The organism is Acinetobacter sp. YH12252 (assembly GCF_013417365.1).
Lineage (GTDB): Bacteria > Pseudomonadota > Gammaproteobacteria > Pseudomonadales > Moraxellaceae > Acinetobacter > Acinetobacter towneri.
In genome coordinates, this window is the sequence record NZ_VPEA01000006.1 from 55,525 (window position 1) to 82,397 (window position 26,873).

Annotated in this window: 24 protein-coding genes; 13 read left to right on the top strand and 11 right to left on the bottom strand. The window is 40.5% G+C overall.

Annotated features, from left to right (window positions below):
* Positions 1-95 precede the first annotated feature (95 nt).
* The 4 genes from FTV28_RS07740 (at position 96) to FTV28_RS07755 (ending at position 4,340) form a co-directional block, all read left to right on the top strand.
* Complete coding sequence (locus FTV28_RS07740; protein WP_004975054.1) at positions 96-809, top strand: glycerophosphodiester phosphodiesterase; 714 nt, start codon at positions 96-98, stop codon at positions 807-809.
* Between the two features lie 289 nt (positions 810-1,098).
* Positions 1,099-2,265, top strand: a complete 1,167-nt coding sequence (locus FTV28_RS07745; RefSeq protein ID WP_096901530.1) for an acyl-CoA desaturase — start codon at positions 1,099-1,101, stop codon at positions 2,263-2,265.
* A gap of 124 nt (positions 2,266-2,389) precedes the next feature.
* Complete coding sequence (locus FTV28_RS07750) at positions 2,390-3,835, top strand: YdiU family protein (RefSeq protein ID WP_179989972.1); 1,446 nt, start codon at positions 2,390-2,392, stop codon at positions 3,833-3,835.
* Positions 3,836-3,962: 127 nt separating this feature from the next.
* Complete coding sequence (locus tag FTV28_RS07755) at positions 3,963-4,340, top strand: MmcQ/YjbR family DNA-binding protein (protein ID WP_179988698.1); 378 nt, start codon at positions 3,963-3,965, stop codon at positions 4,338-4,340.
* Between the two features lie 111 nt (positions 4,341-4,451).
* On the opposite strand, the gene FTV28_RS07760 is transcribed toward FTV28_RS07755, so the two are convergent.
* Positions 4,452-5,138, bottom strand: coding sequence for a response regulator (locus tag FTV28_RS07760; protein ID WP_179989974.1), 687 nt, complete (start codon positions 5,136-5,138; stop codon positions 4,452-4,454).
* 20 nt (positions 5,139-5,158) lie between these two features.
* On the bottom strand, positions 5,159-6,814 hold the full coding sequence (gene baeS / locus FTV28_RS07765) for a sensor histidine kinase efflux regulator BaeS (protein WP_179989976.1): 1,656 nt from the start codon (positions 6,812-6,814) through the stop codon (positions 5,159-5,161).
* Between the two features lie 135 nt (positions 6,815-6,949).
* Here baeS and FTV28_RS07770 point away from each other — a divergent pair, with 135 nt between their 5' ends.
* The 4 genes from FTV28_RS07770 to FTV28_RS07785 all read left to right on the top strand — a co-directional run bounded on the left by FTV28_RS07770 (position 6,950) and on the right by FTV28_RS07785 (position 12,366).
* Positions 6,950-7,576, top strand: a complete 627-nt coding sequence (locus tag FTV28_RS07770; RefSeq protein WP_179989978.1) for a hypothetical protein — start codon at positions 6,950-6,952, stop codon at positions 7,574-7,576.
* Positions 7,577-7,914: 338 nt separating this feature from the next.
* Positions 7,915-9,717 (top strand): acyl-CoA dehydrogenase C-terminal domain-containing protein, encoded by a 1,803-nt coding sequence (locus FTV28_RS07775; protein ID WP_179990097.1) that lies wholly within the window; start codon positions 7,915-7,917, stop codon positions 9,715-9,717.
* Positions 9,718-9,936: 219 nt separating this feature from the next.
* Positions 9,937-11,718 (top strand): acyl-CoA dehydrogenase C-terminal domain-containing protein, encoded by a 1,782-nt coding sequence (locus FTV28_RS07780; RefSeq protein WP_179989980.1) that lies wholly within the window; start codon positions 9,937-9,939, stop codon positions 11,716-11,718.
* Between the two features lie 138 nt (positions 11,719-11,856).
* Positions 11,857-12,366, top strand: a complete 510-nt coding sequence (locus FTV28_RS07785; protein WP_004975036.1) for a phosphate-starvation-inducible protein PsiE — start codon at positions 11,857-11,859, stop codon at positions 12,364-12,366.
* Between the two features lie 78 nt (positions 12,367-12,444).
* On the opposite strand, the gene FTV28_RS07790 is transcribed toward FTV28_RS07785, so the two are convergent.
* Positions 12,445-12,915, bottom strand: coding sequence for an RcnB family protein (locus tag FTV28_RS07790; protein ID WP_179989982.1), 471 nt, complete (start codon positions 12,913-12,915; stop codon positions 12,445-12,447).
* A gap of 179 nt (positions 12,916-13,094) precedes the next feature.
* Between FTV28_RS07790 and FTV28_RS07795 the strand changes: the two genes are divergently transcribed.
* Positions 13,095-13,547, top strand: a complete 453-nt coding sequence (locus FTV28_RS07795) for a hypothetical protein (protein ID WP_004975032.1) — start codon at positions 13,095-13,097, stop codon at positions 13,545-13,547.
* A gap of 68 nt (positions 13,548-13,615) precedes the next feature.
* Here the strand turns inward: FTV28_RS07795 and FTV28_RS07800 are convergent, their stop codons facing one another.
* Together FTV28_RS07800 and znuD are read right to left on the bottom strand one after the other, a co-directional pair.
* Positions 13,616-15,079, bottom strand: coding sequence for a phospholipase D family protein (locus FTV28_RS07800; RefSeq protein ID WP_179989984.1), 1,464 nt, complete (start codon positions 15,077-15,079; stop codon positions 13,616-13,618).
* Between the two features lie 105 nt (positions 15,080-15,184).
* The gene (znuD, locus tag FTV28_RS07805) at positions 15,185-17,311 is read right to left on the bottom strand and encodes a zinc piracy TonB-dependent receptor ZnuD (protein WP_179989986.1); all 2,127 of its coding nucleotides are present in this window, start codon (positions 17,309-17,311) and stop codon (positions 15,185-15,187) included.
* Between the two features lie 142 nt (positions 17,312-17,453).
* Between znuD and FTV28_RS07810 the strand changes: the two genes are divergently transcribed.
* The 4 genes from FTV28_RS07810 to FTV28_RS07825 all read left to right on the top strand — a co-directional run bounded on the left by FTV28_RS07810 (position 17,454) and on the right by FTV28_RS07825 (position 21,437).
* Positions 17,454-18,218, top strand: a complete 765-nt coding sequence (locus tag FTV28_RS07810; protein ID WP_179989988.1) for a DUF4184 family protein — start codon at positions 17,454-17,456, stop codon at positions 18,216-18,218.
* Positions 18,219-18,413: 195 nt separating this feature from the next.
* The gene (aspS, locus tag FTV28_RS07815) at positions 18,414-20,198 is read left to right on the top strand and encodes an aspartate--tRNA ligase (RefSeq protein WP_131260778.1); all 1,785 of its coding nucleotides are present in this window, start codon (positions 18,414-18,416) and stop codon (positions 20,196-20,198) included.
* 114 nt (positions 20,199-20,312) lie between these two features.
* Entirely contained in the window at positions 20,313-20,531 is a 219-nt protein-coding gene (locus FTV28_RS07820; RefSeq protein ID WP_034686420.1) for a hypothetical protein, read from the top strand.
* A 30-nt stretch (positions 20,532-20,561) separates the two neighbouring features.
* Positions 20,562-21,437 (top strand): lysophospholipid acyltransferase family protein, encoded by an 876-nt coding sequence (locus FTV28_RS07825; protein ID WP_179989990.1) that lies wholly within the window; start codon positions 20,562-20,564, stop codon positions 21,435-21,437.
* Positions 21,438-21,475: 38 nt separating this feature from the next.
* Here the strand turns inward: FTV28_RS07825 and FTV28_RS07830 are convergent, their stop codons facing one another.
* The 6 genes from FTV28_RS07830 to rfbB form a co-directional block, all read right to left on the bottom strand.
* Positions 21,476-22,366: a glycosyltransferase family 2 protein gene (locus tag FTV28_RS07830; RefSeq protein WP_179989992.1), complete on the bottom strand. Its 891-nt coding sequence runs from the start codon at positions 22,364-22,366 to the stop codon at positions 21,476-21,478.
* A 77-nt stretch (positions 22,367-22,443) separates the two neighbouring features.
* Positions 22,444-23,370 carry a hypothetical protein gene (locus FTV28_RS07835; protein ID WP_179989994.1) on the bottom strand — a complete coding sequence of 309 codons (927 nt, stop codon included), beginning with the start codon at positions 23,368-23,370 and terminating at the stop codon, positions 22,444-22,446.
* 15 nt (positions 23,371-23,385) lie between these two features.
* Positions 23,386-23,943 (bottom strand): dTDP-4-dehydrorhamnose 3,5-epimerase, encoded by a 558-nt coding sequence (gene rfbC / locus FTV28_RS07840; protein ID WP_179989996.1) that lies wholly within the window; start codon positions 23,941-23,943, stop codon positions 23,386-23,388.
* Positions 23,940-24,824 (bottom strand): glucose-1-phosphate thymidylyltransferase RfbA, encoded by an 885-nt coding sequence (gene rfbA / locus FTV28_RS07845; protein ID WP_179989998.1) that lies wholly within the window; start codon positions 24,822-24,824, stop codon positions 23,940-23,942. The genes rfbC and rfbA overlap by 4 nt, the downstream gene beginning before the upstream one ends.
* The gene (gene rfbD / locus FTV28_RS07850) at positions 24,821-25,714 is read right to left on the bottom strand and encodes a dTDP-4-dehydrorhamnose reductase (RefSeq protein WP_179990000.1); all 894 of its coding nucleotides are present in this window, start codon (positions 25,712-25,714) and stop codon (positions 24,821-24,823) included. Before rfbD ends, rfbA begins: the two co-directional genes overlap by 4 nt.
* Before the next feature lie 3 nt (positions 25,715-25,717).
* Positions 25,718-26,785 carry a dTDP-glucose 4,6-dehydratase gene (gene rfbB, locus FTV28_RS07855; protein WP_104487894.1) on the bottom strand — a complete coding sequence of 356 codons (1,068 nt, stop codon included), beginning with the start codon at positions 26,783-26,785 and terminating at the stop codon, positions 25,718-25,720.
* Positions 26,786-26,873: the final 88 nt, after the last annotated feature.

The following is a 26,873-nucleotide window of genomic DNA, read 5'->3' on the forward strand; positions in this document are numbered from 1 at the left end:
GAAATTTCATATCATCCGACCAAAATAAGAGATGTCATCTCTTTGTCACGTCGTACTTGCAAAATGAAAGCAAACTTTCAATTCATGGGCACATTATGCGCATAATTGGTCATCGTGGTGCGCGTGGCGAAGCGCCTGAAAACACACTCGGTGGTTTTGAATATATTCAAAATATTGGCATTCGAGCGGTTGAGTTTGATGTGCGTCAACTCAAAGACAATGCCTTAGTGGTTATGCATGATGATCAATTCATTCGCACCACAGGACAAGACAAAGCACTGTATGAATGTAGTCTGGAAGATTTAAACCATTATAACCATGCGGTGATGTGGTCGGACTGGAATAAAGTCGAAACCACGCCCCTACTCAATCAAACCATGACCATTATTCAAAATTTTGATCATATTGAAGTAGAAGTCAAAGCGGTCAACTCGCATGCCGCTGCCGAAAAAATTACCCAAAGTTTAGAGCAACATTTGAAGGGTTTTGAACACAACGCCATCATCACCAGTTTTGATCCGAAAATTCACTGGGCTTTGCAACAACAAAAATCACGCTTTAAACGCGGTTTATTGGTTGAAGATGATCTGCAATATCAAGCCATTGATCAGGCTTTAGAATTAGGTTGTTGCCAAATTGGTTGGATGAACGAACTCGCAACCGGTGCGCTCATTCAAGCCACACAACAGGCCAAACTGAATATCAGCGTTTGGACAGTCAACCAGATTGAACGCGCCAAACAGCTTAAAGATTTAGGGATTCAGGGTTTAATTACCGATTATCCTAAACTGATGATGCAACACTTGTAAGCGGTAACCTTAAGCATATTGATGAATAAATAAATGATTTATCGTGCTTGTTTGGCTACCGTATATCATATTTCCGTAAAATCTCGCAGATACCATTATATTCTGTTACCACCCAGTACAATACAACTGTACAATAATGCTGTGATCGTGAATACGCTCATGCTAATATGCGAAAAAATTAATCCCTAAAAAATTTAATACTATGATTTCAATCTATAGATCGGTCATAGCGTTATAACGGATTAAGCGTCCATTTATACCTCCCAAGGTTCTAGGAGTGCTGTTGGAGATGAATGCTCCCTTACCCAAAGCCCCAATCAACTGGATTGCCATCTTTGCACTAGTTTTCTTACCTATTGTTGCAGTGATCGCGATTCCTTGGTATGCCTATCACCATGATTTTAGCTTAGCCGCTTGGATCAGCATGTTTGTATTACTTGGCGTAAGTAGCTTGGGTATTACAGCAGGTTATCACCGTTTATGGGCACACCGTGCTTATGAAGCTACCCTTCCCTTGAAAATCATTTTAATGATTATGGGAACATTTGCCGTTCAGAACAGTATTTTGTTCTGGGGTTCAGGTCACCGTACCCATCACCGCCATGTCGATGATGTCGAAAAAGACCCGTATTCAATTAATAATGGTTTCTGGTTTGCGCACATGGGCTGGATGTTACGCGACTACCCTGCCGCAGAGCCAAACTTTAAAAATGCGCCAGATTTGTTAAATGACAAACTGGTGATGTTCCAACACAAATACTATATTCCGCTCGTAATTGCAGTTCACGTTGGCATTTTGGTGCCAATTGGTTGGGCTGTGGGCGATATGTGGGGCGTGTTGTTATTGGGCGGTTTAATGCGTCTGATTTTAAGCCACCATGTTACCTTCTTTATTAACTCGCTGTGCCACATGTGGGGTTCGCGTCCTTATACTGACGAAAATACCGCGCGTGATAACTTCTGGTTAGCAATTGCCACTTGGGGCGAGGGTTATCATAACTATCACCACATTTTCCAGTATGATTATCGTAATGGCGTAAAATGGTGGCAATATGACCCAACTAAATGGTTAATTTGGTCATGCTCGAAGTTGGGCTTAGCGAAAAACTTACGCCGTATTCCAAGCTTTAATATTAAAAAAGCAGAATTGGCGATGCGTTTTAAATATGCAGAGCAAGACTTGGCGGTCTATGGACACAATGTAAATGATGACATTGGCCAAGTTAAAAGCCGTATTTCGCAAGAATATGATGCCTTTACCCAAACCCTGAACGATTGGGCAAAGTTAAAAGAGCAAGAAATTCAGGCGAAAAAAGCTTCTGTAGCAGAAAAAATTCACCAAATGGATGACAAATTGAAAGTTGAATTCCAGTTGGTTGAACAGCGTCTTTCACACCATCGTGAAACCTTGAACTTGCTGATGCGCAACCTGAAAAAGAATCCTGTATCTGAATAAACCTCTGTTCTGATGCACTGCGAAAGCCCTGACCTGTTCAGGGCTTTCTGCATTTTTAGACTACAGTTTTTAAAGTCTAAGTTTGCTATAGTGAAACTCACTTTGTGCCAAGCGCTTCATCATCATGCAATTTAATCCACGTTATCCGACCCTGCCCGCCCGTCTTTATCACATGCAGCAGCCTTTACCTTTAAAAGGTGCAAAAGCAGGACACTTTAATGCTGCATTGGCAAAAGAACTGCAATGGACAGCAGAGGAACAACAACAATGGGTTGAAATTTGCAGCGGACAAACCACGTTTAAAGAATTTCCTGCTTTGGCAATGGTCTATGCGGGACATCAATTTGGTCAGTGGGCAGGTCAATTGGGCGATGGACGCGGTTTACTTATTGCGCAAGTTTTGGACACACAACAACGTACAATTGATCTTCATTTAAAAGGTGCAGGTGCAACGCTTTATTCACGTATGGGGGATGGACGTGCCGTGTTACGTTCAGTGATTCGTGAATATTTGGCAGGTCATGCTTTAAATGCGCTGGGTGTGCCATCAAGCAATGCAGTTGGATTTACCTCATCTACTCAAGGCGTACAACGTGAAAAATTAGAACTTGGCGCAATGCTATTACGCACATCAGACTGTCATATTCGTTTGGGACATTTTGAATGGATCAATCAGTATCAACCTGAATTACTGCCTGAATTTGTGCAAAAGTGTATCGAATGGCACTATCATGAATGCTTGACAGCCGAACAGCCTGTACTCGCCTTTGCTACACAAGTCATTCAACGTACCGCTGTCATGATTGCCAAATGGCAATTGGTCGGTTTTGCGCATGGCGTGATGAACACCGATAATTTAAATATTACAGGTTCAACACTCGATTTTGGCCCTTATGGCTTTATGGAGCGTTTTCGTCCCAACTGGATCAACAACCATTCGGACTATCAAGGACGTTATACCTACCAACAACAACCGAGTGTGGCACACTGGAATTTGTGGGTTTGGTTGAACAATTTAATTCCGCTTGAACAAAACCCAGATCAGAAAGAACACTGGAAACAAGCACTGGCAGCATGTTTAGAGCATTTTGAACCGACTTTTTTAGAGCATTACAAACTTGGTTTATGTGAAAAAATGGGACTACCAAGTTTCCACAAAGACAGTTTTGACTGCGCTACCAACTTCTTACGCATTTTGCAAAGTGAGCAACTGGATTACACCCAAAGCTTTATCCGCCTACAAAATAAACAATACACAGAAATACTGGATGATTGTTTGGATCGTCGTCAGTGGGAAAGCTTTTTAGCGCAGTATTTACAGATTCGTGAATATCAAGACACCGATGATTTAGATGCTGCAATGCAACAGGTAAACCCTCACTATATTTTGCGCAATCACATGGCACAAAAGGCGATTGAGCAAGCAGAGCGTGATGATTTTTCAGAAGTTGAGCGTTTATTTAACTTACTCAGCCAGCCATATATTCAGCAAACAGCATTGGAAACACCTGAAGATTTAGCGCCTTTGCCAAGTGATGTGCCAGAAGTGATGGTGAGTTGTTCATCTTAATACTGATGCACTCGCCAAAGGACGTTTAGAATTCCAGCAAAGTTATACACATTTTCTGTGGAAAAAGCTGTGGTTATCCACAGGATAAACTTTTCGGGGAAAATAAGTGGCACAAACACCGTCATCTATGCATCAAATCGCAGCAAGGGTTGCAACACAATTGCCTGCGGTTAGCCTGAGCGAACCTTTTGGTGATGGCTGCTTGGTGCATAAAATTTTCGATAAAGTATTTATGCTGAGTCTGTATTTAAATGGTCATGCCATCATCAATCTAAAAGTTAAACCTGAGCATGGTGCGATGTTACGTGATTTTTATCCTTATATTCGTGCGGGCTGGCACATGAATAAACAACATTGGATTTCAATTTTTGCAGATGACAATTTAGATGAGCAATTGGTGCAAGATTTGGTCTTAAACTCCTATGAACTGGTAGTCGCAAAATTAAGGAAAGCGGAAAGACAAAGGGTTGAGCTTTTAAGAAGTGCAATGCCCTTCAACCAATAAAATCTGTGATTTTTTTTAAGGATATTCACCGATTCATTTTTAACCTTCCAAAATGGAAAGGAAACAGCCAAAGCGAACCCTCCCTGATTCGCTTTTTTCTACAGCTAAGGCTTAATCTTCAGGATACTCAAAACGATAACCCACACCATACACAGCCTGAATCCACTCATGTCTATTACCTGTTTCGGCAGCATCAGAAATTTTACGGCGCAAGTTTTTAATGTGGCTATCAATCACACGGTCTGCCACTTCAAAACTGTCTGGGTTAATATGGTCTAGCAACTGCGCGCGTGAATACACCTGCCCGACATGCTCTAAAAACAATTCCAATAAACGGAATTCGGTTGGGGTCAAATTCAAGGTTTTTTGTTGATACCAAATGCGCTGCTGTGCTTTATCCATGCGGAATAAATCATTGCTTTCAGGTTCAACTTTACGCTCCAAACGGCGCAACACCGCTTGCACACGTGCCACCAATTCTTTCGGGCTAAAAGGCTTACACACATAGTCATCTGCGCCCATGTTTAAACCTAGCACCCGATCAATTTCTTCAGTACGTGCCGTGACCATAATAATAGGCACATCGGACTGTTCACGCACTTTGCGGCAAATGGTCAAACCATCCATACGCGGAATCATCAAGTCTAAAATCATCAGGCTCGGTTTACGCTGCAAAAAGCTGTCATAGGCCTCTTGTCCATCATGAAACATACTGACTTCAAATCCAGCAGCTTCTAAATAATCTCGCACCAACTGGGCAAGTTCAATTTCATCTTCAACCAGCAAGATATGTTTCATGCACGATTCCTTAAAGTCCTTCAAGATTTGATTGTTTTGGGAAAGCTTAATTTGCAGCGTAAACCACCCAACGGTGAATGTGCAAAACTTAACTCTCCGCCCAATGCTTTGGCAATTTTGACCGATAAAGCCAGACCTAAACCTGTCCCGCCTGTGGCACGTGTACGCGAATCATCGACACGATAAAAACGCTCACCCAAGCGTGCCAATTGTTCATCACTTAAACCAAACGGGCTATCATCTACATACACCGTCCACTGGGTTGCACTTTGACTGGTGTGAATATGCACCTGCCCACCCGCTTCGGTATAACGAATACTATTACTGAGCAAGTTGAGCATAATTTGTTTAAAACGGTCTATATCCAATTGTAATTGCGTGCCTTCACCCGACACGATCAAGTCCAACTGCGCCTGTTCAAATTTCGGCTTAAAGCTTTCGATTTCCTGCTCAATCACTTGCCATGGATCAATGCTCGAGAAATAGCATTTCAGCTGCATGGCTTCGGCTTGCGCCAAGTCCGATAAATCCTGTGTGAGTTTTTTCAGATTATTGACCTGATGCATCATCGCAGCCAAATGCTCTGGTGTGGCTTTGCGGATACCATCTTGCATGGCTTCAATTTGTGCCTGCAACACCGCCAATGGCGTTTTTAACTCATGCGAAGTATCAGCCACCCACTGACGACGTGAAGTTTCATGTTGATCTAAAATCACCGCCAAATGATTCAATTCGGTAGATAAATCCCCCAACTCATCATTACGATTGACCTTGACCTGATGCTGATAATGGCCTTTGGTTAATTCACGTGTGCCATTTAATAAGCGCTGAATTGGCTTTTTAAAGTAGGTCGCCAACAATAAGGCAGCAATCAAGCTCGCCAAAATACTTAAAGCATAAGCCAATAATAAATAACGAGTTTGTTTACTAAAAAAATTAATACTTAAAGCATCTTCCTGATCTAACACAGGTTTTAAGCCCAGATAACCCACGATTTTTTCACCGACCATAATTGGACGATAAGAAATTTGAGTTTCAGCAGGCTCTCCTACCACAAATTGCCGCTGGGCATCATATAAAGATAAGCGTGAACTCAAGCCTAAACGGTCAGGCATCGAAATAAATTGTTTTTTCCCAGATGATTCTGTCGTGTTGTGGTTTCCTTCATTTTTACGATCAGGACGGAAAGCATTCTGATTGGCACTTAAAGGAAATACCAAACCTTCAAATGGCTGGAATTGTGAAGGTAAATTCAGTTCTAACCAGCGAAGTTCTGCGGCATTGGCTTGTCGTTTAGCTAGATCAGGCTCGACCACACTTGGGTTTACATTGGCTAAGGTAGGTTCCTGAAAATAACGCTGCTGCAAGGCAATGTCATATTGACGGCGCAACCACCACCGCGATAAACGGTCATAATCATCGGGCGCAGCCTCACCTTCAATTTGGAGAATTTGCGCCTGAATGGCATTGCCCCAATCGTGATATACCGCATAGACTTCTGCCAAGTTTTGAGTGAGCAAGTCCAGCTTTTGCATTTCGACATCGGCCACATATTTGCTGAAGTTTCGCTGCATATTGACATGCAATACCCCCAAGCTGACCGTGGTAATCAGCAAGGTCGTCAGCAGCACTGTTAAGAACAGGCGTAATGCGATGGGTATACGGCGAATTTTCAAAAGCGCAATCTCAGCTTTTCTTATTGATTTTGAGCATTGTAACCAACAGTGCTAGAAAAAACTCTCCATTGTTTCTTCATCTTTATTATTTAATCTTAACTGAGTGAAGTTAAAAGCAGGTTGGGGAGTTTGAAGATGAAACAGATGACGAAAATCGCATTACTTGGGGCAAGTGTTTTGGGCATGGGGATTTTAACTGCATGCCAAACCAGTAATGATCTGACCGAACGACAACAAACACGTATGTTTAAACAACATTATGCTCAAGATGGACAACGCTTCAGTCCTGAACAACGCGAGCAATATCGTGCCATGCGTGCAGAACACCGCGCATTTCGTGGGCAGATGCAACAGGCTTGTGACAACAAAGCAGTAGGTACAAATCTACAATTAAAAGTAGGTGATCAAACACTCGCAGGTACCTGTACGATGCGTTTCCAGCCTGATCGCCAGTCATTTAAACAACATCGCCAATATGCGATGCAACAACACCAAGCCATGCGTGCAAAAATGCCGCGTATGCAACAACGTGGTGAAATGCTGACCGATGCGCAACGTGCTGAAATGACCAAACGGTACGATCAACGATTAGCACAACATCAAGCGCATCAAAAGGCCATGCGTGCTGCCTGTGAAGGAAAAATGCATGGACAACACGTTCAAGTGAAACTGGGCGAACTACAACTCAAGGGACAATGCTTGGTTCGTTTTCAGCCGAATCAACCTATGCAACAAATGAGAATATCACCTACTTCGCGCTAATGCATTCAGGTGAGCACACACTTACACGACTCTAAGGCACTCGATTGAGTGCCTTTTTATTTACCTTTTTATCCACTTCACTTAGACATATCTCTTTACGGTTTTTGACTATTTGTATCATTTCAAATTCAGCAAAACTGTTTACACTCAAGTAACTTAGCCATTTCAAGATAAAAATCTTTGACTTTGCAGTCACCAAGAAATGCTATGCAGATGCTTGTACCGAATTAGAAGATGTTGCACGATTACAACCATTCCAACATGGCATGTCTGAGAAGGCATGCGCTGAAATCCATTTAAAATATAACGCTGGTCAAACCAGTATTGAGGAAACCGATATGCCACAATACAAAGCGCCTTTACGTGATATGCAATTCGTTTTGCATGAATTATTAAATGCCGAAGATCACTATGCAAAATTACCTGCATTCCAAGAAAACGTAAGCCGTGAATTGGTTGACCAATATTTGGAAGCTGCAGCAGATTTCTGTGAAAACGAATTATCTCCGTTAAACCAAGTGGGTGACCGTGAAGGTTGTACTTGGAATGATGGCGTGGTGACTACACCAACGGGCTTTAAAGAAGCGTATCAAAAATATATCGAACTTGGCTTCCCGTCTCTTTCTGCTGAAGAACAATACGGCGGTCAAGGTCTACCTGTTTCTCTAGGAAACGTGATTTCAGAAATGGTAGGTACAGCAAACTGGGCATGGGGCATGTACCCAGGTCTTTCTCATGGTGCTGTACGTACTTTAGAACACCACGGTTCAGATGAACAAAAAGCAACCTATCTGCCAAAGCTTGTTTCAGGTGAGTGGACAGGTACCATGTGTTTAACCGAATCTCATGCAGGTTCTGACTTGGGTATTATCCGTACTAAAGCTGAACCTCAGGCCGACGGAAGCTATGCAATCTCGGGCGAGAAAATCTTTATCTCTGCTGGTGAACATGACATGGCAGAGAATATCGTGCACATCGTATTGGCACGTTTACCTGGTGCACCTAAAGGAACTAAAGGTATTTCTCTGTTCATCGTTCCTAAGTTCAACCTGAATGCAGATGGTTCTGTAGGCGAGCGCAACGGCGTACGCTGTGGTTCAATCGAACACAAAATGGGGATTCATGGTAACGCGACTTGCGTCATCAACTTTGATAACGCGAAAGGCTTCCTAATTGGCCCTGAAAACCGTGGTCTAAACTGCATGTTCACGTTCATGAACACTGCACGTATCGGTACAGCGGTACAAGGTCTTGCAGCATCTGAAGGTTCTTTCCAAGGTGCGTTGACTTATGCCAAAGACCGTTTGGCAATGCGCTCACTTTCTGGTCCGAAAGCCCCTGAAAAAGAAGCAGATCCAATTATTGTGCATCCTGCTGTACGCAATATGCTATTGACTCAAAAAGCGTTTGCTGAAGGTGGTCGCGCACTAGTGTATCTGTTGTCTCTACACGCAGATATCGTTGAACAAGGTGCAACTGAAGAAGAACGTAAGTTCTCTGACAACATCTTGTCTTTATTGACGCCTATTGCAAAAGCATTCTTAACTGAAACAGGTTCTGAATCTGCAAAACATGGTGTGCAAGTCTTCGGCGGTCATGGCTTCATTTCTGAGCATGGCATGGAACAAATTGTGCGTGATACACGTATTTCATGCTTGTACGAAGGTACAACTGAAATTCAAGCAATCGATTTGTTAGGTCGTAAAGTTTTGGGTACACAAGGTGCAATGTTGAAAGACTTCACCAAAATCATCCATAAATTTGCAGAAGCCAACAAAGACAACGCAGCAATGCAAGAATTTGTTGAACCGCTCGCAGCGCTCAATAAAGAATGGGGCGATTTGACCATGCAAATTGGTATGCGTGCAATGCAAAACCCTGAGGAAGTAGGTGCTGCAGCAGTAGACTACATGTACTTCTCTGGTTATGTAACACTAGCTTACCTATGGGCACGTATGGCATTGGTCGCTCAAGAAGCACTTGCAGCAGGCACAACCGATGTAGACTTCTATAATGCTAAAGTGACGACTGCACGTTTCTACTTCAAGAAAATCTTGCCACGTGTTCGCTCACACGTAGACGTGATTGCAACAGGTGTAGAGCCACTATTTGCATTAGATGCTGAACACTTTGCTTTCTAAGCGAAAATTGAAACTCGCTAAATATTGAACATATTTAGCGGGATATTCAAAATGTTGTACTCTTGAGTACAGAAATTGAGAAAGGACGGTCATAGCATTGACAGTCCTTTTTCTTTATAAATAAAGCATTCTTTCGCTTTAGTGGTCTACAACATTCACAATTGTAGATTACACTGAACTCAACGAATCAAGATTCAGACAATAAACAGGTGAACTCACATGCCAATTTATAATGCCCCACTTGCCGATATGAAATTCATCTTAAATGATGTATTCAATGCAGAACAATTCTGGCAAAACAATGAAAACCTCGCTCACCTTGATGCTGCAACGGCTGAAGCAATTTTGGAAGAAATGGCAAAATTTGCCCAAAATGTGACGTTGCCTATTAACCGTAGCGGTGATGAAGAAGGCGCGACCTATAACAATGGCGAAGTCACCACACCTGCTGGATTTAAAGAAGCATTTAAACAATATGCCGAAGGCGGCTGGATTGGTTTAGGCGCAGATGAAGAATGGGGTGGTCAAGGCATGCCAAAAATGCTGACAGTATTGTCAGATGAAATGCTGTTTGCCACCAACCCATCCTTCATGTTGTATCCACTGCTATCTGTCGGTGCAGGCATGGCATTAAGCAGCTATGCATCACAAGAACAGAAAGAAACCTATTTACCTAAAATTTACTCAGGTGAATGGTCAGGTACCATGTGTTTGACTGAACCACATGCAGGAACAGACCTCGGGATTATTAAAACCAAAGCAGAGCCAAATGCAGATGGTACGTACAACATCACAGGGACTAAAATCTTTATTACAGGTGGTGATCACGACCTCGCAGAAAACATCATTCACTTAGTTTTAGCGAAAACACCAGACGCTCCTGCAGGTTCACGCGGTATTTCTTTATTCATCGTGCCAAAATTCTTGGTGAATGAAGATGGTTCGTTGGGTGAGCGCAACCCAGTAGGTCCAGGCTCAATCGAACACAAAATGGGCATTAAAGCCTCTGCAACTTGTGTGATGAACTTTGATGGCGCCAAAGGTTACTTGGTCGGCAAAGAAAATGAAGGTTTGGCAGCCATGTTCATCATGATGAACTACGAACGCCTGTCTATGGGAATTCAAGGTTTAGGTGCATCAGAATTTGCCTATCAAAATGCTGCACAATATGCGACTGACCGTATCCAAGGTCGTAGTGCATCGGGTGTAAAATCACCAAACAAAGCTGCAGACAGCATTTTGGTACATGGCGATGTACGTCGTATGTTACTTAATGCGCGTGCCAATAATGAAGCTTCGCGTGCATTTGCGGTATATGTGGGTCAACAATTGGATATCACTAAATTCTCTACCGATGCAGAAGCTGTGAAAAAAGCCAATGACCGTGTTGCATTGTTAACTCCAATTGCCAAAGCCTACTTAACCGATACTGCTTTCAATGCGACACTTGATGCGCAAATGGTCTTCGGTGGTCATGGTTATATCCGTGAATGGGGTATGGAGCAATGTGTTCGTGATTTACGTATCGCCCAAATTTATGAAGGCACCAACGGCGTACAATCGCAAGACTTGATTGGTCGTAAAACCATTAAATGTAATGGCGAATTTATTGCAGAATACATTGCAGAAATCCGTGATTTCACCAATGGTTTAGATGCAGACCTCAACTTCATTAAAGATGCAACTTTAGATGCAGCGACTGAAGTTGAATCCGTTACACAATACATTTTAAATGCAGCTAAAGAAAATGTAGATTTCCCGAACGCAGCAGCGGTTGATTATTTACATGCGGTAGGTTTGCTCAGCTTCTCATATATGTTTGCGCGCATTGCCAATGCAGCCAAGCAAAAAGAGGGTGAGTTCTATCAAAACAAATTGTCATTGGCACTGTACTTTGTACAACGTATTTTGCCAGAACTGACTTTACGCATTACCAAAGTGAAAGCGGGTGCAGAAGTGGTGATGAACTTCAGCGAAGATTACTTCACTAACCAGTCTTAATTAATACATTATCGCAAAAACGCCTGAATCATCAGGCGTTTTTTTGTACTAAATTTTATATCCCTATTCTAATTTGTGCATGAAATTTGCATCACCTTTGTTGAAGTCTGAATATCCATACTCAAACAGGAGGTGAAAATGGCAGTACGTCGTTCAAAAATAGATAAAAATATTCAAGCAGTTGAAAGCCTATTAGACAAATATGGCAATTGGGCTGTAGAAAGTTTTCATTATCTTGCGCTCTTTATCATTGGCTGTATGGTCATTTGGTCTGCTGGACATACGGTAATTGATATTTTCACCATCAAACAATATGCCACTATTGATGACATCTTATTGCTTTTTATCTATTTAGAACTAGGTGCAATGGTGGGTATTTATTTTAAAACCAATCACATGCCTGTGCGTTTTTTAATTTATATTGCCATTACCGCACTAACCCGTTTGCTAATTTCAGATATTCAACACGACCATAAAGCTGATCTCGACTTAGTGATTATTACTGGTTCAATTTTAATTTTAGCCGCTGCAATTTTAGTGGTGCGTTTTGCATCTTGGCATTACCCTTCCGTTATTCGAGACAAGCACAGTGAAAAGCCTTTAGCACAAGGCAAAACCCCTCGCCCAGAAGATGATGAATTGGCGTAAAAATCTAAAATAGGTCAAAAAAATGCTTCTAGATACTCAATATCTAGAAGCATTGATGTCTATGATTTCACTTTTTTCTCAACGATTTGCCACCAACACATAACGCCCATGTTCAAAAATCCAGTACATACCTCGTGGCGGAGCGGGTAAACCCAAGTGCTGCCAGTCGGTCACCACACGATAGGTCGAACTTTCAATATGTGCGCTACTTGGCTCACCATTTACCCAACTGTAACTTTGGTGGTTATATTGCAGAGTACTTGGCGCATTGTATTGAATATTGATGCCACTACGAATCGTGGGCTGCCCCCACTGCGGCACAGGTCGTTGATGGTATGGATAATGTGGTGGATAGGAATAGGGTTGCTGTGAATGATAAGGTCGATGCTGCGGATAAGCAGGACGATGTTGTGGCGAATAAGGACGATGCTGATCACGCTGTGTATTGACGCCTGTATATCCTGCCCAACGATTGGTTTCGGCCAAACTCTGCATCGACACACCTAAAAATAGCATGCCACTCAATGCAGTTAAAATCGCCACTTTCATATCTAGCACTCCTATTTTCATATTTTTATTCTAAGCTCAAATTAAGGATAAACAATGAATAAAAAATCAGCAATTTTAAACTTTCGTCTCCGCAGATTTCACCGACACGGCTCGCCATTTATGAAATATCTCCAACCCCTATGCTAAGATACATTTTTTTTGAAATTGGATGAAACCTCGTGCCTGAATTAAATTTTGACCGCCTTCATCAGTTTTTCTGCAAAGTTCCGAGTGTACAGCAAGCCCGTGTAGACGCTTATGGTTCAGACGGTCAGCATGCATGGTGGTTCAAATTTCAAATTGATGTAGAACATCCGTTAGCATGGCAAACTGTGCAGGAATTGGGACATGTGCTGAATTATATTTCCAGAGATGAGCGCTTGCCGACTCAATTCTTACCTGTTTCACCGCCACCGTATATGAATGGTGAAGCCAAAGATTTTTTATCGTGGGTAATTCAATGCAACCATCCAGAATTTAGCCCAGATGTGGTTTGTGATTGGTTAGAAGCGCGTTTACCGAATCCTGTGGATGATGAAGCACAATGGAAAATCAAAACCGATATTGCCGAGTTAGATCAAATGAGTGATAAAGATTTGGATGAAATGGTGCCGCCAAATCCTGTAAAGTAATATTCGGCTCAAAAAAATCCCTCTTTCAATAAGAGGGATTTTTGAGTTCAAGGCATACAATTAAAAAATCAAAATGTCGATAAACCACTCCATTCCATAAAGCGATAGACCGCATATTTCCACTTCGACTCATCGGCATACACAGCATAATCCACACTCATATTTTTACCCTCAAGGTTTGACCATGCGGTATTAAAATAGTGTTGAGCATCCTGAAATACTGGGTCTTGTAGATGTCCAACCACACGCAAATTGGTTTCTAAATTATAATTTTTTAAATTACGTGCGGTGAAATTGGCAGAACCTAAAGTCAATTCTGCCTGTGTGGCATTAGATTTGATCATCATTTTATTATGACATTGCTCGCCTTGCGTGTTACACCAACGCACGCTCACCCCTGCCGCATTTAGTTCGGATGCTACTTGTCGGTTTGGAATACCATTTTTCTCACGACCAAAGGCATCTTTATTCGGGTCTAACAATACCCGTACCTGTACGCCACGTTGCTGTGCAGCAATTAAAGCCTGAATCACTTTACGTTCTGACAAATAAAACATTGCCAAATCAAGATGCTCTTGCGCCTTAGCATTTTCAATCATTGCTAAACTCGCATCCCAAATAGCCTTTTCCGTTAAAACCTGCACTTGAGGGTAAGAGCGATCTGCCTCAAACTCACCCACAATCACCCCAGACACATTGCCTTGCGACATACGCGCTACAACTTGTTCAGTCTGCAAAATATCAACCGCTGTATTGCCTGTGACCACTAAGGCAATATTGGAATGACGCGAACTACCATCATGCGGATTCAATGAGGTCACCAACGCTTTCCAGCCTTCAGTGGTATCGACCACAATGGTTTTACGATGGTTGGCTTTAAAATTAAACAGACTGAAATAACTGCGCAGGGTAATTTTATCTTGCCCGAAAGGACTTGGTAGCCAACCTTTTTCTGCATTATTTGGAATACCCTGACAGCAGAGATACCAAAAGCCTGACCACAATGGATTCGATGCCCGTAAAGGCGTTAAATCGGTTTCAATAACATCAATGCCTGCTTGACGTAATTGACGATAATGCTCAGGTGCAATACCGCCATATACTGAGTTAATTGGGTCTGTAATGACCTTAATTTCAATATTTGGCTGCATCTGACGTTTATGAATTAAAGCTTCGGTCAATTGCTGTGTCAGTGGCTGATGCTGTTGTTTAGACGTCCCCACCTCTGCATTAAACAAAAACATATCCAACACAATGGTGGTTTGCGCAGCATCAATTAAGCCTAAAATCTCCTTAAAAATTTGGTGCTGTTGCTGCTGAACGCCTTGCGCATCAATATAGGTCTGATCGGCAATAAATTTGACAGGTGCATGGCGTAATTTTCCGGTGTAATTCAGACCATCTGGTAACGGTTTAAGACTGTGGTAAATAGCCGAGGACAAATAACCCAAAGCCAGTAAACCTAAAACCAGTCCCAAATAAGCCCGAGGCGACCAATTCAATTTTTGGTGAATTCGCTGAAAAATACGCATAACAAAAAACCTAGTCCGATGCGCTCAGACTAGGTTTTATTGTTTGGATTTTCAAGAGGATTTCTGTGTTTTCACACAGACATCCTATAAAGCCCAAATTGAATTTTAGAAACCAAATTCAACGCCCACAGTAAAGTTACGACCCACTTGTGGAATATGCGACAAGAAAGATGCATGTGAATAGACTTCATCATCTAACAAGTTGTTGGCTTTAAAATACACACGGTAATCTTGTTTATTGGCATAGTTTCCTGCATAAGCTACGCCAACATTGACCATGTTATAGCCTTCTGTTTCTTGTTCATACGCTGCAATTTTGTCTTGCTTAAATACACGATAGTATTCCGCCATACCCGACCAACCATCGGCAAAGTTAGCATCTACTTTAGTTCCCAAACGGCCTGCAGGTACACGTGGTGCATTTTGGTTATCTATTTCGCCACGAACATAATCACCAAACACACTGAGTTTATAATCTGGGCTCAGCTGATAGCCTAACTTGGCTTCTGTACCGTAGAATTTGGCTTTGTCTTGAGTATATTCCACACCACGCAAATTACCTTTCTGCGCTACTGTTGCGCCATAAATATAATCATCGAACCAATTATGGTAGACATGCAGCGAATAATCGAGTTTGTCGGCTTCATAGTGCAAACCTAACTCTAAATTATTAGATGTCTCTTTATCTAGATCAGGATTCCCCACTTCGTAAGTATTGGTTGCGAAATGTAAGCCATCAGCATAGAGCTCTTGCGCTACAGGTAAACGTTGCTGATGTGAGCCTGTGAGTGACAATTTATAGTTGGGTGCAAACTGCCAATTGGCTGCAGCAGAAGCAGATACACCAGTACCTGAATAATCTTTTTTATCCGAATCTGCTTTCACTTTTTGATGATCGACACGCGCACCAAGTTCCACATGTACATCACCAAATTGTTTATGCTCTAAACCAAATAAGCTGTATTTTTGTGTTTTCGTATCTGGCATAGGTACTGCTTCATGATAATGATCATCATGTTTTTCCTTCTGACCAGTCAAATCAATTTCATGCTGGCTAAACTGTGTACCAAACACACCTTCCCAACCTGCAAGGGGTTTGTGCACCAATTCTAAACGTGCATCATAGCCTTTGCTTTTAAAGTTACTGATGACTTTATTTTCTTCTAATTCATTATGCTCATAATCTGTAAAACTGGCATGCGCACGCAGTTTATCAAAGCCTGCAAAGGGCTGATCAAGTTCGGTACGCAAATCATAACGATGTGATTCTAAATCTACCCATGGGCCACTATGTGCATGTTCTTCAACAGCATTTGAATTAGGCGTTGGGCAACCATGAAAATGATCATCATGCAATACACAACCATGATATTCATGGCTATGCCCTGGCAACCCATATTTATCCTGACGATTACTATATGACACGCCCACAAAACCACGATCATGAATCCATGAGCCACCAATATTCACCGTTTGACCTTCGGCAAAGGTATTGCCCACGCGGCGTTCTTTTACAAGCTCTTCATGTTCATGCGTATGAGTCGATCCATCTGGTTCAACATGAACTTCTGTATGATGATGAGCATGATAATAATCAGGTGCAATATAGTTATTCGCCTTACGCTTAGAACCTTCTATACGCAGCGCAAACTGGTCACCAATTGCTGCGGTCACACCTGCGCTGGCCAGTTTTTCATCACTACCTGTGTTATAACGCAGACCGACTTGTCCTTCTAAACCATTATTTGGCATTTGCGTTGGAATTTTTTGGTCAGTGACATTGACCAAACCACCTACGGTACCCGCACCATAAAGTAAGGTTGATGGCCCACGAATAATTTCAACTTGCTTGGCCAAAATTGGATCTACCGTTACCGCATGGTCAGGTGAAAGTGTAGAAACATCTGCCGTTTCTGAAGCATGTTGCAGCACTTTAACACGTGGGCCATCTTGCCCACGAATGACAGGTCGGCTAGAGCCTGAACCATATTGGTTAGAATAGACCCCTAGCTCATCTGCCATTGCATCACCTATAGTGGTGCTGCGCTCTGCCAACGTTTTCTGATCAATCACATGATCTGCTACAGCGAAATCTGCCGCAGTTTGTACCAAAGGATGTGCTTGTAGCTGAATCGTTTCCAGTTGTGTATTGGTAACATCCGTATTTGCAAATGCTGCTGGATTAAGTACTGCAAAAATTGAAACTGTTATTAAATTCTTATGGAACGCCATGACCCATGCTCAAAGTAGCAAAAAACAATTGTTGTTATAATATAACATTTCAATGGTATTGCAATAAAAAACATTCTCATTCCGTATTTTCAGTTAAGCTACGCCTTCAATTCTGCTGACGTTTATTCTTCTTTTTATTGGTATGCCCTTTACCTTATCTCATGCTGTACTTGCGCCTCCGCTAGCTAAACTCTCAGGACAACGGCTACCCATTGCTGCACTTGCAATTGGCTGTATGCTGCCAGATTTACATCGCCTGTTTACCCTACGCCAAGACCCAACGCCACATTTATGGTCAGCCTTGTTTTATCCAAACTTATTCTTGGGCCTTATGTTCTGTGCACTTTGGTATCTGGTATATCGCCCTGCATTGTATCGCTTTGTGGGCGTGCATCACCCGTTAAATCTAAACACGATAAAATCTGTACTTGGGTTTGTATGTGGCTTGATTCTGGCCTTACTGATTGGCAATGCCACCCATTTAATTTGGGATGGTTTAACCCATCACGACTTTCGTAGTTTTGCCTTTCAGGATTTTTTAGCGCAATCGGTACAATTAGGCACAGGTATTTATCCGATGCATCGCATACTGCAAATTGGTAGTTCTATTTTGGCGCTGCCTTTTTTGTTATGTATGAGCCTGCATTATTATCGCAAGCATCGACAGGTCAGTTCTGTAAGCACTAAAATTCGCGTTTATGCCATCGGCCTAATTATCTTGTCGATTGTATGTGGTGGTTTTTCACTTTGGGATTATGCGCGTTATATCCCCGATGCGACTTGGCAAGCCGAACTATATTATTTTACGGGACGTGCCATCAATGAGTTTAGCCAAGGTGCCTTACTCATGTTGAGTTTGGGCTGTCTGCTATTTCTGATTTTAGATTCTCAAGGGCGAATGGAATAAACGCTCTATCGCTCTACTTTCTCTTTCATCTGCCTACATTCTTCAGTTTCAAGCAGATTCCCGCTAAAAACCCACTGTTTTTGCAGCAGGTTCTTGTAGCCACATGCCCAAAGAGGCATAATCCTACCTTTGCTAAAGGCGGTGCGCTGTTTACGTATTCGCTTCCTTAACCCATATAGTTGGATTTTTAACGCTATGATGCGAACTCATTATTGCGGTTCTTTAACCGAAGCTCAAATTGATCAAACCGTGACCCTGTGTGGTTGGGTACACCGTCGTCGTGACCACGGTGGTGTAATTTTCCTAGACATGCGTGACCGTGATGGTCTTGTGCAAGTCGTGATTGACCCAGACACTCCAGAAGCATTTGCAACTGCAGACAAAGCACGTTCAGAATTTGTATTAAAAATCACAGGTCGTGTACGTCGTCGCTATGCAGGCACAGAAAATGCTAATATGGTCAGTGGACAAATTGAAGTTTTAGGCAAGGAAATTGAAGTTCTTGCAGCATCTGAAACGCCTCCGTTCCCATTGAACGATGAAAATACCAACATTTCAGAAGAAATTCGTTTGAAATACCGTTTCTTGGACATCCGTCGTCCAGAAATGTTAGATCGCTTACGTTTCCGTTCTAAAGTCACCAACCTAATTCGTAACTATTTAGACGATCATGGTTTCTTGGATGTTGAAACACCAATTTTAACACGTGCAACGCCTGAAGGTGCGCGTGACTATTTAGTACCAAGCCGTGTATCTAACGGTAGCTTCTATGCCCTGCCACAATCTCCACAATTATTTAAACAATTGTTGATGGTGGGCGGTATTGACCGTTATTACCAAATCGCTAAATGTTTCCGTGATGAAGATTTACGCGCAGACCGTCAGCCAGAATTTACTCAAATCGACATTGAAACATCGTTCATGAGTGACGATGACATTATGGATTTGATGGAAGGCATGACCGTGAAGATGTTCGATGAACTTCTAGGCGTGAAATTCGACAAATTCCAACGTATGCCATATTCGGAAGCGATGCGTGATTATGCGTCTGATAAGCCAGACCTGCGTATTCCACTGAAATTAGTAGACGTTGCAGACTTGATGCAAGACGTTGAGTTCAAAGTATTTGCTGGCCCAGCGAAAGATCCGAAAGGTCGTATTGTTGCGCTTCGTGTTCCTGGCGCGGGTTCATTGCCACGTAGTGCAATTGATGAATACACCAAATATGTTGGCATATATGGTGCAAAAGGTTTGGCGTATATTAAAGTCAATGAGCTTGAAAAAGGCATTGAAGGTTTACAATCTCCAATCGTGAAATTTATTGAGCCAATCGTGCTTGATTTATTAAAACGTGTAGGCGCTGAAAATGGTGACATCGTATTCTTTGGTGCAGATAAAGCCAAAGTAGTAAACGATGCAATGGGCGCACTTCGTGTCAAAATTGGTCACGATTTAAACCTTGCAACCTGCGAATGGGCACCGCTTTGGGTCGTTGATTTCCCAATGTTTGAAGAAACTGATGATGGTAAATGGACCTCTGTGCATCATCCATTCACTTTGCCAAAATCAAGCGTTGAAGATGTAAAGAGCAACCCAGGTGAAGCTTTATCTGTTGCGTATGACATGGTATTGAACGGTACCGAAATTGGTGGTGGTTCACTGCGTATTTATACTTTAGAAATGCAAAAAGCGATTTTTGAAGCTTTAGGCATTGAAGAAGAAGAAGCCGAAGAGAAATTCAGTTTCTTACTGAATGCATTGAAATACGGTGCGCCTCCGCACGGTGGTTTGGCATTTGGTTTAGACCGTTTGGTGATGTTGATGACAGGTGCTTCGTCTATTCGTGATGTGATTGCCTTCCCGAAAACCAAGACAGCTGAATGTCCATTGACTCAAGCACCTGCACCAGTTGAAGCGACTCAATTGCGTGATTTGGGTATTCGTTTACGTGAAAAACCAAAAGCAGAATCTCAAGAATAAGTTTTGAGCGTTTCAGAAAAACCCTGCAAATTTGCAGGGTTTTTTATGAATTGAGATAAAGCTAAGCTAGTGGCATAATAGCGCTTCGTTTTGAATTTTTAGTTGAGCGTTACTATGGCTATGCGTCCTGCAGTTCGTAATCGTGGCATTATGCTAATTGTATTTGCTGTCGCTCAATGGTTATTCATGCGTTATATTCTGGCCAATAATCTGTTTGCCTTAGACACCAATGACCGTATTTTGTACTTTAGCTTAAGTTCTATTGGCGGTGCATTTGTGATTTTTGTGGGGCTGATTTATATGGTGTTGGCAGGGAATGCGGATAAACAATAATTTCTATATATAGCACTCAGATTTCTATTTATGTATGCTTTGCTGAAGAATTTTTCTCGTCTTCCGTTAAGAATCATTCAATCTATGGCAAAAGCTGTAGGTTCCCTGCTGTATTATTCAAACTCTTCCGCAAGAACCACAACCGAAATCAATTTAAAATCGGCTTATCCCGAACTTACAGATGTGGAAAGACAAAGCCTAACTAAAAAAAGTCTTAAGAGTCAGTGCATGACGTATGCGGAATCTGTAAAAATTTGGGGCTCATCTACAGAATATGCCCTCTCGTTGATTCAGGATATTCATGGTGCTGATTTATTTTTAAAAGCTTTAGAAAACCCAAATGGCACTTTGGCTGTTGTTCCTCATTTTGGAACTTGGGAATTACTAAATGTTTGGGTAAATCAACACACTGCACCTGTCATTATGTATAAACCCAGCAAAAATAAAGATTTAGATCGGTTTATGCTAGAAGCTCGTCAGCGTTTGAATGCGACTTTAGTACCAACCGATGATACAGGTGTACGCGCTTTATTTAAGCATTTAAAACAAGGTGGATTTGCCGCAATTTTACCGGATCATGTGCCTAAAGAGTCGGGTGGTATTTATTCACCTTTCTTTGGTCAAAATGCACTTTCCTCTACCCTGCTCTCTAAACTGGCAGCCAAGACCCAGTGTTCAGTGATTGGCTTAAGCTGTTTACGCCGTGAAGATTTAAATGGCTTTGAGCTGCATGTGCAGACCTTATCTGCAGAGATTAATGCCAAAGATTTGCAGCTTTCAGTCGACACACTTAATAAAGAAATGGAGCGCATGATTAATGCCGCTCCAGAACAGTATTTGTGGGGGTATAAGAGGTTTAGGAAGATTGAAGAGAATATTAACTTATATCAAATAAGATCTGAGTAATATTTTTAATATAACTCTCTTTTAAGCATCATCCTCAATCAATTTATATAAAAAACCTTCTTTAAGCTTAAAAAGAACTCTTTAAAATAAACTACCTTTAATAGTTTTTTATTTAAACTTTTAATAGTTTTTTTCTCCAAACCATATGACTTCCTAATATACTCTAATTGATTTATCACTTCTGAACACCATACATCAGGAATAGCAGAAACTTTTATTTTAAACTTTTCCTCAAAATAGGATTGCGCTTCTTTTAAATTTGGAGGAATATCATTCCTTGCGATAACCGATTGGCTTCTAGACCAGGTCTCATCCCCTAAATATTTTTCAGATTCAGCAATATCTGCAAAAAACCAAAAGTTTGGATGCATTTTTTTATTTATAATTTGATATGTATGATCAATATGCTCAAGAGCATTAAAATAAGTTTCATCAAACAGCCCTATCTCATCTATACATTTTTTTGAAAAATATGAGAAAGCCCCGACACAATTTTTATAAAAATATATCTCAACTTCTGAGTAATTAATGGATAGCCTATTTTTAGGAGAGCTATCTTTTTTAATATTCAATAAGCCATGCAAACCATAATTAAAATGCTGAATTCCTGTTTCCTTTGAGGCCTGAATATATTTATGAAAAACAGAATCATCTTTTATATATATATCATCTTCAATTAAAAAATAATGATCAACATCTTTATCAATAAGATATCTTAGAGCTACATTCTTAGATTTACCTACTCCGATATTTTCTTTATTATTTATTAATTTTATTCCCTTCAAATCAACACCCCCTATACTCTCACCATCATTAACAACAACAATATGATCTAAATATTGTATAGGAAGGCTATTAATTAACTTCTGAAGTAAATTATTTCTATTATAGGTTACAACCCCAACACCAATTTTATCTTCAGCTAACATAGACTTTTATTAAACCTTGAATTTACTTCCACTATACTATCAAAAAAAACTTATCAAACTCTACCAATAATTAAGTTTTAATTATATAGCTTACTTACAGCAACTCCCAATGCTGAACTCATTCTATTTTTTGATTTTAAAGTTAATTGAGAGTCGACAGAAATTATTCCTGCTTCAAGTTTATTTTTTAGAAGATTAATCATTTCTTTACTATTACCAACCTCAAAAAATGAAATTTGTGTAGACTCTACCAACTCAGGATACTCATTAATATCATCAGAGGACTCAGATACTACATGTGCCCCTAATGATAAACATTCATAAATTCTTGTTGTTTCCAACAAGGCATTTTCATAATAATGTAAGTTTAGAACAATACGTGCCTTTTTTATCTTATTCAACATTTCCTTTCCATAAAGGTTTGACACTACCTCTACATTAAAATATTTTTTCGCCTCATTTAGAAGAAATATTCTTCGCTCTGAATTAGGATTACCATAGAATAAAATATCAATTTCTTTCAACATTGGCTCAGAATAATAATTAGAATTTATACTTAATGGAATATGATAAATTTCTGGAGAAAGGTTTTTCTCCTCCAAAAATTTTTTATTAGACAGCGAATAATCCCAAACAAATAAAGAATTATTTAAAATATTTAAATATTCCTCATCAAACCATTCGCTTACTCTTTGCTCTAATTGAAAACTAATAAGTCTATGTTTAGGTGGCAAATATTTAAAGACTTGTGGGCAAATAACAATATAATAACTATTTGAAAAAACTTTACGCTTTTGATCTACCTCAACTTGAACATTTATATTTCTAGCTTTTAACCCCTCCTCCAACATTTTAGCGACATAGATTGTATGGGGTTTAGTTAGAATCAATATAGGATTTTTTTTAACATTTATAAAGCAACTCTTTAATAAAATATTAAACCTACTTAATATATAAAAAATAGACTTCACTACCCTAAACTCAATATTTTTAACTAAACCCACAGTTCAATACCTTATTTATCTCAAACTCTCAAAATTCTGTGCAACTAAATCTTTTGCACTTACAAGAACCTCACCCACCTGCTCCAATGGCCATTTGATAGCTAAAGTAGAATCATTCCAAATAATTGCTCCTTCACTTTCTTTGTTGTAATAATTCGTCGTTTTATATAGGAACTGAGTATTATCCTCCAATGCAATAAAACCATGTGCAAACCCTTCAGGAATCCAAAACATCGTTTTATTTTCTGCACTCAACTCAACTCCAACCCATTCACCATAGGTTTCTGAATTAGGGCGAATATCTACAGCAACATCCCAAACTCTACCTTGCACTACACGCACTAATTTACCTTGAGCATATGGAGCTTTTTGGTAATGCAAACCACGCAATACCCCTTTTTGAGACAATGAGTGATTATCCTGCACAAAAACTGGAATTGGTAAATTCAACCCTGCTAAGACAGATTCAAAGTGTTGCTGATTAAAACTTTCCATGAACCAGCCACGCTCATCCCCAAATACTTGAGGATGAAGAATCAGCAAACCCTCAAGTTTAGTTGTTTCCACCTTCACTTTGCTTCATCCAATAATTTAAATAAGTACTGACCATAATCTGTCTTCTTCAGTGCTTCTGCACTTTCAGCCAACTGCTCTTTTGAGATCCAGCCTTGCTGAAAACCAATTTCCTCCAAACAAGCCACTTTTAGTGATTGCCGCTTTTCAATGGTGTACACAAACTGCCCAGCTTCTAATAATGATTCATGTGTTCCCGTATCTAACCACGCAAAACCACGCCCAAGTAATTCAACATTGAGTGAACCATCTTTTAAATAGGCATTATTAATATCGGTTATTTCTAATTCACCACGTGCAGACGGTTTTACCTGTTTAGCAAACTCTACTACGCGATTATCATAGAAATATAAACCAGTCACAGCATAAGGTGATTTTGGTTGAGTTGGTTTTTCCTCAATACTCAGCACCCTACCAGTTGAATCAAATTCCACTACACCAAAACGTTCTGGATCAGTAACATGATAACCAAAAACTGTTGCACCACTTTCAAGGTCATTGGCTGCATGCAGTTGCTTGCCAAAACTTTGTCCATAATAAATATTATCCCCCAAGATTAAGCAAACATGATCATCACCAATAAACTCTTCACCAATTAAAAAAGCCTGCGCTAAACCATCTGGTGAGGGCTGTACCTTGTAGCTTAATTCAATGCCAAATTGTGAACCATCACCCAGCAACTTCTCAAAATTAGGCAAATCTTCTGGAGTTGAAATAATCAGAACTTCACGAATACCTGCTAACATCAGAACAGATAACGGATAATAAATCATTGGCTTATCATAAATTGGCAAGAGTTGCTTAGATACACCTTTAGTGATTGGATGCAAACGGGTTCCTGAACCACCTGCCAATATAATACCTTTACGCTTTATACTCATTTCTGAAGTACCTCTGTTACAGTTCTTTGTACATGTACTTTCCAGTCTGGCAAATAAATTTGAAAAGCATGTTGAATTTTTTGATTATTTAATCGTGAATTAAGTGGACGTTGTGCGGGTGTCGGATACGCTGTTGTAGGTATTGGATTAACTTTCTGAATAGCTAAATGTACACCTAATTTTTTTGCTTGCTCAAATATATATTGTGCGTACTCAAACCATGATGTTTCCCCACCAGCAACCAAGTGGTAAATACCAACTTTAGTCTGATCTCGCAATGTCTGAGCAATAGCATGAGCACTCACATCGGCAATGAGCTCTGCTGACGTCGGAGCACCAATTTGATCATTAATAATAGATAACTCTTCGCGCTGCTGAGCCAAAGTAAGCATTGTTTTTAAAAAATTTTTACCTTTTTGAGCAAAAACCCATGATGTCCGGAATATTAAATAATGGCATTGAGCATTTTGAATAGCTTGCTCCCCTAAAGCCTTTGTCTGACCATATACATTTAAAGGTTTCAGTAAATCTGATTCAGTAAATGCATTTATCCCATGGCCATCGAATACATAATCAGTTGAGTAATGTACGAACAACGCTTTAATTTGAGCACAGGCCTCAGCTATCTTACCTACCGCCACATGATTTATGAGATTAGCCATATCTTGTTCTGTTTCAGCCAAATCTACAGCAGTATACGCACTCGCATTCACAACTACATCAGGTGAGATATCTAAAATGGTCTGATAGACCTGATCAGGTTGACTTAAATCACCACACCACTGATCTAAACCATTTCGGTCGAGTGAAATTACCTCACCTAATGGAGCAAGAGAGCGCTGGAGCTCCCAGCCAACCTGACCATTTTTTCCAAGCAATAAGATTTTCATGACCTAACCTTGATATTGCTTTTCTAACCAAGAGAGATATTCACCACTTTGGATATGTTCAACCCATTCTTGGTTACTCAAATACCACTCTACGGTTTTACGCAGTCCGGACTCAAAAGATTCAGCAGGCTCCCAACCGAGTTCTTTTTTAATTTTAGAAGCATCTATTGCGTAGCGTACATCATGTCCAGGGCGATCTGTGACGTAAGTAATAAGCTCTTTATACTGTTGTACACCTTCTGGTTTATTTGGAGCTAGTTCTTCTAATAAAGTACAGATAGCATGAACAACTTCAATATTGGCTTTTTCATTATGCCCACCAATATTATATGTCTCACCAACAGCACCTTCGGTCACGACTTTATATAAAGCACGAGCATGATCTTCCACAAATAGCCAGTCACGGATTTGTTGACCATTTCCATATATTGGTAAAGGTTTACCTTGTAACGCATTTAAGATCATTAAAGGGATTAACTTTTCAGGGAAATGATAAGGTCCATAATTATTGGAGCAATTCGTGACCACAACTGGCAGTCCGTAAGTACGATGCCAAGCTCTTACCAGATGATCTGAACTTGCCTTAGATGCCGAATATGGCGAGCTTGGTGAATAAGAGGTTGTTTCAGTAAACAGATCTGCGGTTCCTTCTAGATCACCATAAACTTCATCAGTTGAAATATGATGAAAACGGAATTTATTTTTTAATTCTTTAGGCAAATTTAACCAATAATTTCTAGCAGCTTCAAGTAACTGATAAGTCCCAATAATATTGGTTTCTATAAAAGCAAAAGGACCCGAAATTGAACGATCTACATGCGACTCTGCTGCCAAATGCATGACTGCATCTGGTTTAAATGTTTGAAATAAATGCTCAAGGGCTGCACGATCACAAATATCAGTTTGACTAAATTGATAGCGTTGACTATCAGCAACAGAAATCAAGGACTCTAAATTACCAGCATAGGTTAGCTTATCGACATTCAAAACTTGATGTTCTGTGTTTTGGATAATGTGACGAATTACTGCTGATCCAATAAAGCCAGCACCGCCAGTAACTAGAATTCTCAAGATTGCTCCTAATTTATTGTATTTGAGAGCCCGAATTTTATCACAGGCTTGAATGAAAGCTATATAAGATATATAGCCTCCATATTAG

Bases quoted from the DNA above. Each gene is read 5' to 3' on its own strand.
- FTV28_RS07745 (WP_096901530.1), top strand. From the start codon at position 1,099: ATGAATGCTCCCTTACCCAAAGCCCCAATCAACTGGATTGCCATCTTT.
- FTV28_RS07750 (WP_179989972.1), top strand. From the start codon at position 2,390: ATGCAATTTAATCCACGTTATCCGACCCTGCCCGCCCGTCTTTATCAC.
- FTV28_RS07760 (WP_179989974.1), bottom strand. From the start codon at position 5,138: ATGAAACATATCTTGCTGGTTGAAGATGAAATTGAACTTGCCCAGTTG.
- znuD (WP_179989986.1), bottom strand. From the start codon at position 17,311: ATGGCGTTCCATAAGAATTTAATAACAGTTTCAATTTTTGCAGTACTT.
- FTV28_RS07785 (WP_004975036.1), top strand. From the start codon at position 11,857: ATGGCAGTACGTCGTTCAAAAATAGATAAAAATATTCAAGCAGTTGAA.
- FTV28_RS07830 (WP_179989992.1), bottom strand. From the start codon at position 22,366: ATGTTAGCTGAAGATAAAATTGGTGTTGGGGTTGTAACCTATAATAGA.
- FTV28_RS07775 (WP_179990097.1), top strand. From the start codon at position 7,915: ATGCCACAATACAAAGCGCCTTTACGTGATATGCAATTCGTTTTGCAT.
- FTV28_RS07740 (WP_004975054.1), top strand. From the start codon at position 96: ATGCGCATAATTGGTCATCGTGGTGCGCGTGGCGAAGCGCCTGAAAAC.
- FTV28_RS07770 (WP_179989978.1), top strand. From the start codon at position 6,950: ATGAAACAGATGACGAAAATCGCATTACTTGGGGCAAGTGTTTTGGGC.
- FTV28_RS07810 (WP_179989988.1), top strand. From the start codon at position 17,454: ATGCCCTTTACCTTATCTCATGCTGTACTTGCGCCTCCGCTAGCTAAA.
- aspS (WP_131260778.1), top strand. From the start codon at position 18,414: ATGATGCGAACTCATTATTGCGGTTCTTTAACCGAAGCTCAAATTGAT.
- FTV28_RS07800 (WP_179989984.1), bottom strand. From the start codon at position 15,079: ATGCGTATTTTTCAGCGAATTCACCAAAAATTGAATTGGTCGCCTCGG.
- rfbD (WP_179990000.1), bottom strand. From the start codon at position 25,714: ATGAAAATCTTATTGCTTGGAAAAAATGGTCAGGTTGGCTGGGAGCTC.
- FTV28_RS07820 (WP_034686420.1), top strand. From the start codon at position 20,313: ATGGCTATGCGTCCTGCAGTTCGTAATCGTGGCATTATGCTAATTGTA.
- FTV28_RS07825 (WP_179989990.1), top strand. From the start codon at position 20,562: ATGTATGCTTTGCTGAAGAATTTTTCTCGTCTTCCGTTAAGAATCATT.
- FTV28_RS07780 (WP_179989980.1), top strand. From the start codon at position 9,937: ATGCCAATTTATAATGCCCCACTTGCCGATATGAAATTCATCTTAAAT.
- rfbA (WP_179989998.1), bottom strand. From the start codon at position 24,824: ATGAGTATAAAGCGTAAAGGTATTATATTGGCAGGTGGTTCAGGAACC.
- FTV28_RS07755 (WP_179988698.1), top strand. From the start codon at position 3,963: ATGCATCAAATCGCAGCAAGGGTTGCAACACAATTGCCTGCGGTTAGC.
- FTV28_RS07790 (WP_179989982.1), bottom strand. From the start codon at position 12,915: ATGAAAGTGGCGATTTTAACTGCATTGAGTGGCATGCTATTTTTAGGT.